Genomic DNA, 14,260 nt, shown 5'->3' with positions numbered 1-14,260 from the left:
TCGTCATAATACTTATTGATTGATACTAAACTTTTAGTAATAGTTTTTACTAGATATTTTTGGTTTTATACAATATAATATAAACATCGAAAATTACTAATATATCGAAAGATATGTCGAAAGGATTGAAATGAAGTTAATTTCTAGTTATATAAAACCTTTATGGTTCTCTATTATCATTGTGTCACTTCTTTCGTTACTCAATGTAGCAGGCACTTTATATATACCAACCTTAACAGCTACCATCATCAATGACGGTGTCCTCCATGGTGATTTAGAGATGATTACTAACTCTAGTGCAACGATGCTTATCGTTGCACTATTAACAGTATCGTCTGCTATCCTAGGTGTTGCTATGAGCGCTCATATTTCAGCCTCTATAGGCAAAGTATTGCGCGACAATTTGGTGAAAGCTATACAAGCCTTTTCACTACGCGACTTTACACACTTTGGTACAGGCACCATACTCATGCGGACCAGTCGAGACGTTGAGAAAATTCAATCAGTTCTAGGAGAAGGTTTAAATATGATTCTCCCTATGCCTCTCATGATATGTATTGGTCTAGGACTAACCTTCTATAAGAGCTGGCAACTAGGTCTCGTCATCCTCGCTGTTATGGCATTCATGATACTGACCATAATTTTTATTGAAAGCCGCGCCTTACCTATTATTAAAGCGTTACAACTAAAACTAGATACTATTACCGATATGGTACGTGATCATATTGTGGGCATGCCTGTTATACGAGCTTTCAATAGAAGACATTACGAAAATACTAAAGAAATAGAAATTTTTACAGAAACAGCTCAACTAAATAAAAGATTACGCCAAACCTTTGCTATTGGTTTACCGACTATATTAATTCTCTTTAACATGAGTACCGTTGCTATCCTTTGGCTCGGAGGCTATAACGTAAGCATAGGTTCCCTACAAATAGGTGACATTATGGCCGTTATTGAATACGCTAACCTTATCCTCTTAAGTATGCTCATGGCTATTTTCGTCATCATAGATATACCCGAAGCTATCGTATGTTACACCCGCATTCAAGAGTTATTGGAACACGAAAACTCAGATACATTTCCTGAACCATATAATAAAAATACAAATTTAAACACCCATTATATAGTTGGCCAAGAAGATAGCAGAAAATTTGTAGATTTGGCATCGGCATCGGCATCGGCATCGGCATCGGCATCGGCAAACGATGATACTCCACTTCTGGAATTTCGCAATGTTACGTTCCGTTACGATAATGCAGAATCGCCGGCTTTAGAAAATATTTCCTTTACCGTTCATCACGGTGAAACATTGGCTATTATGGGTGACATTGGTTCTGGTAAAAGTACGATTACAAACCTAATCCCTCGCCTATTCTCCATTGAGTCTGGAGACATTCTCTTCAAAGGCAAATCCATCTATGAATGGAATGTAGATGACTTACGCTCACGCATCGGTTATGTCCCACAAAAAGCCTACTTATTTACAGGGACTGTAGAAATGAACATCCGTTACGGTGCTGCACCAAACCAAAATATTTCAGTTCAAGATATAGAAAATGCATGCCGATTATCTAAGGCGGATGAATTTATTAGTCGTCTTGAAGGTGGTTACCAATATATCGTCTCCCAAGGTGGTACTAATCTATCTGGAGGTCAACGCCAACGTCTTGCCATGGCTAGAGCGCTCGTGCGCAAACCAGATTTATTTATATTCGATGATAGTTTCTCTGCTCTCGACGGCACCACAGAGCGTGCCGTTCGCACCGTATTACACGAGGAATTGCAAAAGGACAATCGCCCCGCTCTCATCTCTGTAGAGCAAAAGGTAAGTGCTGCAAAAAAAGCAGACCACATCTTAATCATCAACAGAGGTCAAGTGGCAGGGTATGGCACTCATGATGAATTAGCTGAAAACTCTACCGTATATAAACAAATTTTAGCATCTCAGGAGGTGACAGAATGAGCCCATTACGTCGTTTCCTAATCGATTCTAAAAGCCAATGGGGTTGGCTGGCACTACTCATCTTAGCCCTTATCACAGCAGCTATGTTTGAGGTATCAGCTCCAGTATTACTTGGCAAGGTCGTAGATGCTATTATTAGCGGATTACAAACAAACCAAGACATTAATACCATATTCGCCTCTATTGATACAATCATCCTCTGGCTTATTGCCATCTATGGAGGTCATGCTTTATTCACGTACTTCGGCGAATACATGATGGCCTCCATTGGATCAAAAACAGTGCTCGCCTTGCGTACACGCATGAGTACTCACCTATACTCATTGCCTATCGAATACTTTCACGATCACCAACGTGGCGATCTTCTAAGCCGTCTAACCTCTGATTTGGATGCTGTCGCAGAAACGATAGGTGAAGGTGTGCCCGGTCTCGTATCCGCCATTATCGGAATCATCGGCGCCACTGCAATGATGCTCTGGATCAGTCCAATTTTGGGAACATCCATTATCGTCATCATACTGATTGGTATTATATGCTTAACGTGGCTATCTAAACGAGCTCGCCGCGTGTATCTTAGAAATCAGAATGCATTAGGAGCTTTCAACAGTGGCATAGAAGAAATCGTTGTAGGCAAGCCAATTATTCAAACCTTTGGTCTAGAAGAGACTACAACTCGCCAAGTAAATATACTGAATGACAATCTATTTAAAAGTATGAGAAGTGCTACTTTCACCAGTCAGCTTGTAGAGCCTCTCGTAAAATTTTTAAATCAATTTACCTATTGCCTCGTCGCTATTCAAGGCGGTCTTATGGTATTACGTGGGTCCATTTCCATTGGGGATATTCAGGCATTCTTCCTCTATGTGGGTCAGGTATCCGCCCCCCTATCTCGTAGTTCCTATATTATGACAAAATTTCAAGAAACCGCTGCAGCCTTAGGCCGTATTTATGAGGTAATTGATGTCCCATCTGAAATTGATGATGGAAAATTGACATTATCCAACAGCTCATCAAAAACTGATAGAGACGCTATTAGTACTAACACATCTATGACGGCCAATCAACCAAGTAATCAAGCTCATACGGGGACAATTGATTTTGAACATGTTGATTTTGGTTATACACCGTCCAATGTGTTTATGAAGGATATTAATATTCACATTCCAGCTGGCTCTATGGTAGCCATCGTAGGCCCTACCGGAGCTGGTAAATCTACATTAGTGAATCTCATCATGCGCTTCTATGACATTAAAAATGGTCGCATCACTATTGACGATGTAGATATTCGGGATTTGTCTCGTGAAAGCTTACATAATACGGTAGGAATGGTATTGCAAGACGCTTGGATTTTCACGGGTACTATCGCCGATAACATTGGCTACGGCAAACCAAATGCTACACGTGAAGAAATCGAGTATGTCGCAAGGCTTGCCATGGCAGATCACTTTATTCGTACATTACCCAATGGATATGATACGATGCTCAACCGAGGTGGTGATGATCTCTCCCAAGGTCAACGACAATTAATTACCATCGCTCGGGCCTTCTTAGCCGATCCTAACATTCTCATCCTCGATGAAGCAACGGCTAACGTAGATACCCGAACCGAAGTAGAGGTTCAAAAAGCGATGAACACACTCCTCAAAGGTCGAACCAGTATCGTAATCGCCCATCGCTTATCCACAATAAAAAATGCGGACTTCCTACTAGTGGTAGAAAACGGTACCATTGTAGAACAAGGGACACATGATGAACTCATGGCACTTAACGGATACTATAAAAAACTATATGAAAACTATGCTGTAGGAATGACGGTATAGAATAATAATTTTAACAATCTTACGCATGGAAATCTCCTGAGATCATTCCGTAAACGGCAAAATAACCGCTGATAAGTTACTACTTGTCAGCGGTTATTTTATTTGTGCACATATATAGTACGTTTTTCTATTAATTATTCACCTTTTGGTACAAACCATAAACCGTTATTATTTTTTTCCATGTAATCCTTAAATTCTTGAGAATGATAAGCTGCTACAATGTCTTTTGCCCATTGAGCCTCTTTGTTTTTCTCGTTTACTACAAGTTGTAATAACCATTGTGGCAATACATCTTCATTTGCCAATGCAGATTTAGGGTCAATTTTTGCATTATAAATGATAGCTCCTGTAATAACAATATAATCAAAATCAGTACGTACAGAAGGAATTGTAAGAGACTTCATTTCTGTAAATTTAAGATGTTTAGGATTTTCAATAATATCTGCTTGTGTGACTGTCGCTAAGTCTTTATTAGGATCAAGTTTAATCCAACCGATTTTTTGCAACAACGCATAGGCACGAGCCATGTTAGACGCATCATTAGGAACTGCAATAGTATCGCCATCAGCTACTTGATCTAAAGATGTCTTAGAACCACTAAAGATACCAGCTGGCACTGTTGGAATTGGGGTCAATGCTACAAGATGACCATTTTGTTTTTCGTTGAAGTTTTTCATATATGCTATATGTTGTTCAACATTAAAATCAACTTCACCATCACTCAATACTTGGTCTGCTTGTACCAAGTCAGACATATCTACACCTTTGAAGGTATAGCCTTGTTTTTCTAAAATTGGTTTTACACCTTTTTCAAACAATTCAGAATAAGGGCCTTGAGATTTACTATAGGTTAATTCTTTTTTAGCACCATTATCGCTATTATTAGAGCCGCAACCTGCGATAAAAGCTACGCTAAATACTAATGCCATACCAAGGGCAAGGAATTTTTTAAATTTCATAGTACATTCTCCTATACTTTCACAATCCATATAACTAAAATCTATTTCATCAAATTAGGAACGACGCGCACGACGTGCAAAGTAGTTACCTATTGTTTGAATAATTTGAACAAAAATAATTAAAATAACAACGGTAAATAACATCAATGGAAAGTTCAACCGTTCATAACCATAGGTAAGGGCCAAATCACCTACACCACCAGCACCAATGGCACCAGCCATAGCAGTAGCACCGATAAGACCTATGGTACCTGTTGTAATAGATAGAATAAGCGAACCCTTTGCCTCTGGTAAAAGGAAATGCCAAATCACTTCAAAATGAGAGGCCCCCATCGACTGTGCAGCCTCGATAATGCCTTTATTGACCTCTAAAATAGAGTTTTCAAAGAGTCGAGCAAGATAAGGCGCAATGAATATAACAAGCGGTACGATGGCCGCTGTTGTACCAACACGAGTACCAACAATCATCTTTGTTAATGGCAAGATAAACACCATCAAGATGATAAATGGTACAGAGCGCACGATATTAACAATTGTATTTGTTATGGTATAAACTACACTATTTTTAATGATGCCATTAGGATTTGTCACCACTAGTGTAACTGCGATAATTAGACCTAGTACGGTACCAATGAATAAAGACAGGAACACCATATATAATGTCTGTTCTGCAGCTAGTACTAACTGCGAACCGGGAACTCCAAGTTCTTGCATAAAGAAGTCCATTATAGTGTCACCTCCTGCCATTCGATGCCTTGCGCTACAAGATACTCTTTTACCTTGCCCACTTCCAGATCATCACCAATAAACTGAACAATAAAAATACCAAGTACCGTATGCTCTAATTCCGTTACCGTAGCAAATAATACACTCGTTTCTAAATCAAAGGTTTTATTAATATGATATAGCACATTATCAGTTGTATTATTTCCTAAGAAGTGCATTTTAAGTATTGTGTAAGGCCTTTTATCACAAGCCAAGGTATGTTTCACTGTAGATGGGATTTCATCAGGAATAACAGTCCTAACAAATCGTTTTGTTGTTTCATGCTTAGGTTTACTAAACACCTCAAGTACAGAACCTCTCTCGATAAGCTTCCCATGTTCCATAACTACAACGCGATTACATATCTTTTGGATTACATCTATCTCATGAGTTACGATAACGACTGTTACCCCTAGTTCACGATTAACGCGTTCTAATAATTGAAGAATAGACTCTGTTGTATCTGGATCAAGAGCACTTGTTGCTTCATCGCAAAGCAGAATTGATGGATCTGTAGCCAACGCACGAGCAATACCAACGCGCTGCTTTTGACCACCAGATAATTCTCCTGGATAGGCATTTGCTTTATCACCTAAATCAACAAAGTCTAACAAGGTTTTAACCTTGTTATCAATCTCTGATTTAGAAACTTTATTTAGAATTAATGGAATCGCCACATTATCATACACAGATTTAGCATTCAATAAATTGAACTGTTGAAATACCATGCCGATGCGCTTACGAACCTTTCTGAGCTCGTTAAAACTTAATCCATTGATATTCACACCATCTATTTCAACATGACCAGAGGTAGGTACCTCTAAAGCATTAATCATGCGTAACAGTGTAGATTTACCGGCTCCACTAAAGCCAATAATGCCAAATATGTCGCCTTTTTCTATGGTAAAGTTTACATCAGATAATGCAGTAACCTTTTGCTTATTAACATCAAACTCTTTCGTTACATTTCGTATAGCAATCACTGTACCGCCTCTTTTTTCCTTCAATTTAGTAGGAGTTAAATTTAAATTTAAAACATATCTATAAAGTATGATTTAATTATGTACTTAGATTACTACAATTTATAAGGACTGTCAAACCAAAAAGAACCTCACCAATTAAAAGGTTGAGGTTCTTTTATTATATAGCTCTTATCTTATAAGTAAGGGTTTACATCCCTATTCATCTAATTATATATTTTTTACATCAAACCAAAGCGATTCAGACACTAACAAAATAACTTATCTATATTGATTAAAAAGGTATAAAGATCCTAGTATAATAGGCGCCCCTATATAGAGCCCCATATTAGGTATTTCTCCCAATAAAAATGCTGCTACAATAGCTGCCACTATGGGAGAGATATACATAAAATTAGTTACATCAGAAACCTTTTCAGCATGTTCCAAAGCATAGCTCCAGAATACAAAACCTAACGCACTAGATAGGCCATAGCAAACTTTGCGCTAATCGGCGATACTACAATCATTTCCAGGGCATGTTCTGCAAAGGGCAATGCCATAATAGCTCCTGTAAACATAGACCACATGGCAATGGTAATAGGCTTATATCCTTTTAAACTAAGTCCACGATTTAGAATATTATACACTGCAAAGAGTATCATCCCTAACAAAGTCCACAAGGCTCCTACAGGAATAGTAAGTGCGGAATTCCATAGAATGATTATGGCTACACCAATAAAAGCCGTTATTGTAAATACCCATCCTATGGGACGAATTTTATCTTTATAAACAATCATGGCCATCAGTGCCGTCGTCATCGGCGTCAAGGCCATAATAATACTGGATGTAGCCGCTGGAATTGTGCGCAAGCCTTCATTAAAAACAACTTGGTAAAGAAAATTCCCTGTAGCACCTAACAGAATATATAGTCCCCACTCACGCCATGTTGTCGGTATATGTAGCCCTTTTACAACACCGATTACCAGCATAAGCAAAGCGCCACCCATGACCCTTGCCACAGACAATGTCAACGAATCTACTGACTGTAATGCGATTTTACTGAAAGGAAATGCAGTAGCCCACACCGCAATAGTAGCAGAAGCACCTAAAAGTGCTTTCTTTCGATTTGTCATTACCAGCCACCTTTCAACAGCATTCGCCTATACAATCTTATAATCCACTTTGATTAACGTATATTCTATCCAAATTATTTCTATCTTGATTCATTCTACCAAGATCATGTTATCTCCATGTTTTATAGCTTAATAACACTATCTCAATAGTACCATAATATACCCCTAACACTACAATAAATTAAATCATACTTTTTATTCCTATGAAGGGGATGATTTCTTCCTTATGGGTCCTACAAAATGTGTAACAAAGTCGTTGGAACAAGTAATAACGCTTTATGAAAACTATGTAGCAGATATGTCTATGTAGTTAATACAACTATTCACTTCACTTGACTATTGTAAGTTCACTATTGATTCCATTAATTTCAATTTGATTTTCTGATTCAGACACAGAAAAATCATCTACAAGATGTCCACGATTTTCAAAGAACAATTTAGTGCGAATACCTTTTTTCACCGCTTTGAAAGCATACTCGTGAGGGACATGCAGCCGAGATTTCGCCGATATCTGATTCACATCAATTCACCCCGTATAATCCGCTACATATATCTCCATTGGAGAGTTGTTATCCAGCTCTATATGACTGTTACCGCCGGCAATATAAATTTCTTTAGCCGCTCCGTCTAGCTCAAACTTTTCACTAATAATATCAAACAGCTCTAGCTTTTCACAATGGGTCGCTAGCTCCGTATCTCCCATATATTTTTCAGGCAAATTTATAAAAATCGACAAATGTTCTTTTACAAGCTTTTCAGATAAGGATTTGGAACGATTTACATCCACATCGATACGCCTTTTGATATCATCGATTTTTACTTTCACCAGTTCCGTCAAATTTTCAATAGTATCACTGACCAGTTGAACCTTTATCTTCTCACCCTCTCCAGCTCTCATTTTTACGTGATTAACAGAATCCAGTTTAATGTCGAAATGTTTTATCTCATCGATATCGTATTCTACGATACTTTCATAAGGATATCGAGGTTTAACCGCTTCTTCTGAAAGCAATTCATCCACAGAGACATTTAATACACCTGAAAGGGCCTTTAAATTTGAAATATCCGATCATACTATTGAATAATCCGCCTTCATCCTCTTTAATGAAATTTTTATTCCCTTTATTAATATTGATATGCAATTTCATATTATTATGTATACATCAAGTGAGATCACAAAAAGAAAAAACTTATATAATCCTCTATATACAAGCAAACGTCAACAATTCAGCTTATGGAATTTTATGAGATACTTCACAAAATCGCATAGTATGTATTGAAAATCTATATCATCTATTCATTGTAGAATTGCTACAAACATTGTACACTATAGGCATAGAAATCTATAGTTATATCCTTTTATGGAGGTGCAAAATGCAACATACTGCATGGAAAGATTTTAACACAGGTGTGTGGGATAAAGCCGTTGATGTACGCGACTTTATTCAAAGAAACTATATCCCCTATGAAGGGGACGATTCCTTCCTTGCTGGTCCTACAGAACGAACAACAAAATTGTGGGAACAAGTAATGAAGCTTTATGAAGAAGAACGTGAAAAAGGCGGCATGCTCGATGCTGATACTTCCGTGGCCACACACATTACTGCCCATGCGCCAGGATATATCGACAAAGAACGTGAAACAATCGTTGGTTTGCAAACTGACAAACCTTTAAAACGCGCTATGTTCCCATATGGTGGCTTGCGCACAGCAAAATCCGCTATTGAAGAATACGGCTTCAAAATGGATCCGCAAACAGAGGACTTCTTTAAGAAACATCGCAAAACTCACAATGATGGCGTATTTGATGTATATACTCCAGAAATGCGAGCTGCACGTACAGCTCACATTGTAACTGGTTTACCAGATGCGTATAGCCGTGGTCGTATTATCGGTGACTATCGTCGTATCGCTCTTTACGGTGTTGATTATCTCATTGAAGATAAAAAAGAACAATTTAGCATTACAATGGGTGACATGCTAGAAGATGTTATTCGCGACCGTGAGGAAATACAAGATCAAATCCGCTCTTTGAAAGAATTGAAAGAGATGGCAGCATCCTATGGCTATGATATTTCCAAACCAGCTAAGGATGTTCGTGAAGCTATGCAATGGATTTACTTCGGCTATCTTGGTGCTATTAAAGAGCAAAACGGTGCTGCTATGTCCATTGGTCGTAACTCCACATTCCTCGATATCTATGCGGAACGAGACCTTCGCAACGGCACATACACAGAGGAACAAATCCAAGAATTCGTAGACCATTTCATTATGAAATTGCGCATGGTTCGCTTCGCACGTATCCACGAATACAACAATTTGTTCACAGGTGACCCTGTTTGGACCACTGAATCCATCGGTGGTATGGGTACTGACGGCCGTACATTGGTTTCTAAGATGTCCTTCCGTTACCTACATACATTGACTAACCTTGGCCCTGCTCCAGAGCCAAACCTCACTGTATTATGGTCCCCTCGCATGCCTATCGGTTTCCGCCGTTTCTGTGCGAAATTATCCATTGAAACATCTTCCATTCAATACGAAAATGACGAATTGATGCGTCCTAACTCTGGTGATGACTACGCCATCGCATGTTGCGTATCCCCAATGCGTATCGGTAAAGAAATGCAATTCTTTGGTGCTCGTTCCAACTTGGCGAAATGCTTGCTTTACGCTATCAACGGTGGCGTTGACGAAAAGTTGAAGAAACAAATTGGTCCTAAATACCGCCCTATCACTTCCGAATACTTAGAATTTGACGAAGTATGGGAAAAATTCGACGACATGATGGAATGGTTGGCAGGCGTATATGTAAATGCCTTGAACATCATTCACTACATGCACGATAAATATGCTTATGAAAAACTAGAAATGGCATTGCATGACCGCAAGGTAACTCGTTGGTTTGCAACTGGTATCGCTGGTTTATCCGTAGTAGCAGACTCCTTATCCGCTATTAAATATGCTAAGGTAAAACCTATCCGTGACGAAAATGGCATCGCTGTTGATTTCGAAATCGAAGGTGACTTCCCTAAATATGGTAACGATGATGACCGTGTAGATAGCTTGGCAGCAAAGGTTGTTTCCACATTTATGAACAAGATTCGTAAACATCCTACATATCGTCAATCCGTTCCAACTATGAGCTTGTTAACAATTACTTCCAACGTAGTATATGGTACTGCTACAGGTTCTACTCCAGATGGCCGTAAAGCTGGCGAAGCTTTCGCTCCTGGCGCGAACCCAATGCACGGTCGTGATTCTCACGGTGCTGTATCCTCGTTGGCATCCGTAGCTAAAATGCCATGGCGTGATTGCTCCGATGGTATTTCTAATACCTTCTCTATCATTCCGGACGCATTAGGTAAATCTGGTGAAACATTTGTTTCCGTCAGCGATTTTGATATTGAGTTAGACCCTTCTCAATTGCCTAACAGCAATACAAACTTCGCATGCAGCGAACCAAATGTTACTATAAAGGAAGATAAATAAAATCTTCCACAGTATCGGACTGCTTTCACCGGCACCGATACGAGTGTTAGTCTTGGTTGAAAGGAGGTTATACCCATGAGCAACCAACAAGTTGATAACTTGGTAGAGTTATTGGATGGTTATTCCCAAAAGGGCGGCCATCATTTGAACGTTAACGTGTTTACTCGTGAAACATTGTTAGACGCTCAAAAACATCCTGAGTTGTACCCTCAATTGACGATTCGTGTATCCGGTTATGCGGTGCACTTCAACAAATTGACAAAACAACAACAGGACGAAGTTATTTCCCGTACATTCCATCAACGTATCTAATCGAGGTTTCCTATGACTGGACGTATTCATTCGGTTGAAACGATGGGTACGGTTGATGGTCCAGGCATGCGCATGGTGGTATTTCTTCAAGGATGCCCCATGCGCTGTGCTTATTGCCATAATCCTGATACATGGGATGAAACTAGCGATAATGCTAAATTCATGACCGTAAAGGAATTATGGGACCAGTACGAACGTAACCGCCAATTTTATACTAATGGTGGTATCACCGTCACAGGTGGGGAAGCTCTTATGCAAATCGACTTTGTTATTGAGCTTTTCACATATTTCCGTGAAAGAAACGTCCATACCTGTTTAGATACAAGTGGAATTTGTTTTGACCCCCACCAAGAGGTGGCATACCGTAAATTACTCAGTGTAACTAGTCTCGTCATCCTAGACATTAAGGAAATCGATCCAGCCAAGCATTTATGGTTAACGGGTAAACCGTTAGAGCCCATTCTCGGGTTTGCTCGATTGACGGCAGACGTGGAAGTTCCGATTTGGGTTCGTCACGTAGTAGTCCCTACGATTACAGATAATGCCGATCGTCACTATCGTCTAGGCTTTTTCCTAGGATCTCTGAAAAATTTACAAGCCGTTGACTGCTTACCATATCACGTTATGGGTACCGCCAAATATAAGGAGTTAGGTATTCCCTATCGCCTAGAGGGCATCCCCGCTGCAACGAAAGATATTGCAGCCAAAGCGACAAGAACCGTGGTGGAAGGCATCAAGGCCTATAGACGCCATTGGTGGAGTCCCATCAAAACACAACATCAATCATAATCAAGTTTGAGGATAACTACCTCCCTTGATATATATAAATATATATACCAAGACTTGATCTATGATAGCCCTAATCAATAGAGCCGCCCCCATACAACCGGGGACGGCTCTTATTGCATTTAAATAAACTTTCTATCATACAAACGGGCTGCAATGAGGACAACCAAACAGGACCCCACATTATGAACTAACGCACCGGTAGTAGGTGTCAAAACCTCAAGTAATGACAGAATAATAGCGATACAGTTAATGGCCATTGATAAAGCAATACTAAATTTAATAGTTCTAATCGTAGCATCTGATAGTCGCTTAATATAAGGAATTTTGCTAAGATCTTCACTCATCAATGCAATATCAGCTGTTTCTATGGCAATATCACTACCGATACTCCCCATTGCAATACTCACATCGGAAGTCTTCATAGCTGGTGCATCATTAATTCCATCACCAACCATACAAACCTTGTGGTGTTTTCCTTGCAACTCTTCAATAATACTCACTTTTTCTCCAGGTAAAAGCTCCGCATGTATTTCAGAAATACCTGCTTTTTTGCCAATATATGTAGCCGTTTCTTTACTATCCCCCGTAAGAAGTACTGTTTTTATAGCTAGACTAGAGATTGCAGACAACATATCTGCCGTATCTCGTCGCATTGTATCAGATAAAGTAATAATACCTATAATATGATCTTTATCTGCAATAATGATAGATACCTTTCCTTCACTTCGATATGTATTAACGTTTTGTTGAACCCTTTCATCAACAATAATATTATGTTCCTCAAGAAAACGTTCATGACCACAATATAATGTAACACCGTTTATTATGGCAATAACGCCCCTTCCTACGGACATCGTAAACGAAGTAGTATCAAGTATTTCTAAATCTTGATGTATGGCATGAGAAACGATAGCCTTGCCAATAGGATGCTCGCTCTTAGCCTCTGCAGATGCAGCTAATTGAAGAATATCGACCTCACTATAATCTGTATCAACGACCAAAATAGATTGAACCGATAACTGGCCACGTGTTAATGTGCCGGTTTTATCAAATGCCATGGTATCCACTTTTCCCATAGTTTCAAGAATTTCACCAGATTTAATAATAACGCCATGTTTAGTAGCTTGACCAATAGCGGCCATAACCGCAGTAGGTGTAGCAAGCACCAATGCACAAGGACAAAATACTACCAACACAGTAACACCGACGATAATATTTCCAGTTACTAGATAGCCTATGCAAGCAATCATCAATGCAATAGGAACCAATCGACTAGCAACAGTATCAGCTATGCGCTGAATCGGAGCCTGTTTCTGTTCCGCATTTCTAATAAGCTGAATCATTTTTTGAATAGAACTATCTTCGCCCACTTTAGTAGCTATAATATCTATGGCACCAAAACAATTAATAGTTCCACCAAATACATCATCATCAATTGTTTTATCAACAGGTATAGACTCTCCTGTCATAATGGATTGGTCTACCGTTGTTTCACCTTTAATGATTCGACCATCTACAGGTATTGTTTCGCCCGGAAGGATTCGCAAGTAATCACCACTTTGTATAGACTCTATGGAAATCATTATTTCTTTGTTATCTTGTATTTTACGACCCTTAACAGGTGCTAACGAAATTAACTTTTTTAACCCTTTTTTTGCTCGCTCGGTAGTTGATTCTTCAAGGAGAGCGCCTAAAGCCATAATAAACGCTACCTCACCAGCCGCAAATATATCTCCGATGGCAACGGCTGCAAACATAGCCATGGAAATCAATAGAGCTGATGAGATTTTACTAATTCCCTTATTATATACGATTTTTCGAATAGATAAATACACAAGAGGAAAACCACAAATAATAACGGTAACCCAAGAAGGCTCAAAAGGGAATATATTTTGAAACGGACTCTGTCCACCAAACTCCTCTATCAAATGCGGAATCCCATCAAGCAGTAAAAATAGCCCTGCTAAAATCGTCATATATAAACCAGATAATATATCATGTATTCGATGTACCATACAGCAATCCCCTTATCAGACTTTCACTATCAATATGAATTGAATTA

Annotated in this window: 11 protein-coding genes and 1 pseudogene; 5 read left to right on the top strand and 7 right to left on the bottom strand. The window is 39.1% G+C overall.

Annotated elements, in window-relative coordinates; translation table 11 throughout:
- Window positions 1-130: 130 nt before the first annotated feature.
- Together HMPREF0873_RS07720 and HMPREF0873_RS07715 are read left to right on the top strand one after the other, a co-directional pair.
- Entirely contained in the window at window positions 131-1,966 is a 1,836-nt protein-coding gene (locus tag HMPREF0873_RS07720; protein ID WP_008715335.1) for an ABC transporter ATP-binding protein, read from the top strand.
- Window positions 1,963-3,786: an ABC transporter ATP-binding protein gene (locus tag HMPREF0873_RS07715; protein ID WP_008715333.1), complete on the top strand. Its 1,824-nt coding sequence runs from the start codon at window positions 1,963-1,965 to the stop codon at window positions 3,784-3,786. Before HMPREF0873_RS07720 ends, HMPREF0873_RS07715 begins: the two co-directional genes overlap by 4 nt.
- 134 nt (window positions 3,787-3,920) lie before the next feature.
- Here HMPREF0873_RS07715 and HMPREF0873_RS07710 read toward each other — a convergent pair whose 3' ends face one another.
- The 6 genes and pseudogenes from HMPREF0873_RS07710 to HMPREF0873_RS07690 all read right to left on the bottom strand — a co-directional run bounded on the left by HMPREF0873_RS07710 (window position 3,921) and on the right by HMPREF0873_RS07690 (window position 8,626).
- On the bottom strand, window positions 3,921-4,745 hold the full coding sequence (locus HMPREF0873_RS07710) for a MetQ/NlpA family ABC transporter substrate-binding protein (protein ID WP_008715332.1): 825 nt from the start codon (window positions 4,743-4,745) through the stop codon (window positions 3,921-3,923).
- 54 nt (window positions 4,746-4,799) lie between these two features.
- Entirely contained in the window at window positions 4,800-5,471 is a 672-nt protein-coding gene (locus HMPREF0873_RS07705; RefSeq protein ID WP_004693945.1) for a methionine ABC transporter permease, read from the bottom strand.
- The gene (locus HMPREF0873_RS07700) at window positions 5,471-6,493 is read right to left on the bottom strand and encodes a methionine ABC transporter ATP-binding protein (protein WP_008715329.1); all 1,023 of its coding nucleotides are present in this window, start codon (window positions 6,491-6,493) and stop codon (window positions 5,471-5,473) included. Before HMPREF0873_RS07700 ends, HMPREF0873_RS07705 begins: the two co-directional genes overlap by 1 nt.
- Before the next feature lie 258 nt (window positions 6,494-6,751).
- Window positions 6,752-7,605: pseudogene (locus HMPREF0873_RS07695) on the bottom strand (DMT family transporter).
- A gap of 328 nt (window positions 7,606-7,933) precedes the next feature.
- Complete coding sequence (locus tag HMPREF0873_RS10085; protein WP_008715328.1) at window positions 7,934-8,125, bottom strand: hypothetical protein; 192 nt, start codon at window positions 8,123-8,125, stop codon at window positions 7,934-7,936.
- A 6-nt stretch (window positions 8,126-8,131) separates the two neighbouring features.
- The gene (locus tag HMPREF0873_RS07690) at window positions 8,132-8,626 is read right to left on the bottom strand and encodes a hypothetical protein (protein ID WP_008715326.1); all 495 of its coding nucleotides are present in this window, start codon (window positions 8,624-8,626) and stop codon (window positions 8,132-8,134) included.
- A 353-nt stretch (window positions 8,627-8,979) separates the two neighbouring features.
- On the opposite strand from HMPREF0873_RS07690, the gene pflB reads away from it, so the two are divergent.
- From pflB to pflA, 3 genes are all read left to right on the top strand, one after another.
- On the top strand, window positions 8,980-11,097 hold the full coding sequence (gene pflB / locus HMPREF0873_RS07685; RefSeq protein ID WP_038125770.1) for a formate C-acetyltransferase: 2,118 nt from the start codon (window positions 8,980-8,982) through the stop codon (window positions 11,095-11,097).
- 75 nt (window positions 11,098-11,172) lie between these two features.
- The gene (gene grcA3, locus HMPREF0873_RS07680; RefSeq protein ID WP_004693956.1) at window positions 11,173-11,409 is read left to right on the top strand and encodes an autonomous glycyl radical cofactor GrcA3; all 237 of its coding nucleotides are present in this window, start codon (window positions 11,173-11,175) and stop codon (window positions 11,407-11,409) included.
- 12 nt (window positions 11,410-11,421) lie between these two features.
- The gene (gene pflA, locus HMPREF0873_RS07675; protein ID WP_008715324.1) at window positions 11,422-12,198 is read left to right on the top strand and encodes a pyruvate formate-lyase-activating protein; all 777 of its coding nucleotides are present in this window, start codon (window positions 11,422-11,424) and stop codon (window positions 12,196-12,198) included.
- Between the two features lie 119 nt (window positions 12,199-12,317).
- Here pflA and HMPREF0873_RS07670 read toward each other — a convergent pair whose 3' ends face one another.
- Window positions 12,318-14,213 carry a cation-translocating P-type ATPase gene (locus HMPREF0873_RS07670; protein WP_008715323.1) on the bottom strand — a complete coding sequence of 632 codons (1,896 nt, stop codon included), beginning with the start codon at window positions 14,211-14,213 and terminating at the stop codon, window positions 12,318-12,320.
- Window positions 14,214-14,260 lie beyond the last annotated feature (47 nt).

Origin of the sequence: Veillonella sp. 3_1_44 (assembly GCF_000163715.1) — a bacterium.
Lineage (GTDB): Bacteria > Bacillota > Negativicutes > Veillonellales > Veillonellaceae > Veillonella > Veillonella parvula_A.
The sequence above is the reverse complement of the archived record's forward strand: the minus strand, read 5'-3'. Positions and strand labels throughout refer to the sequence as shown.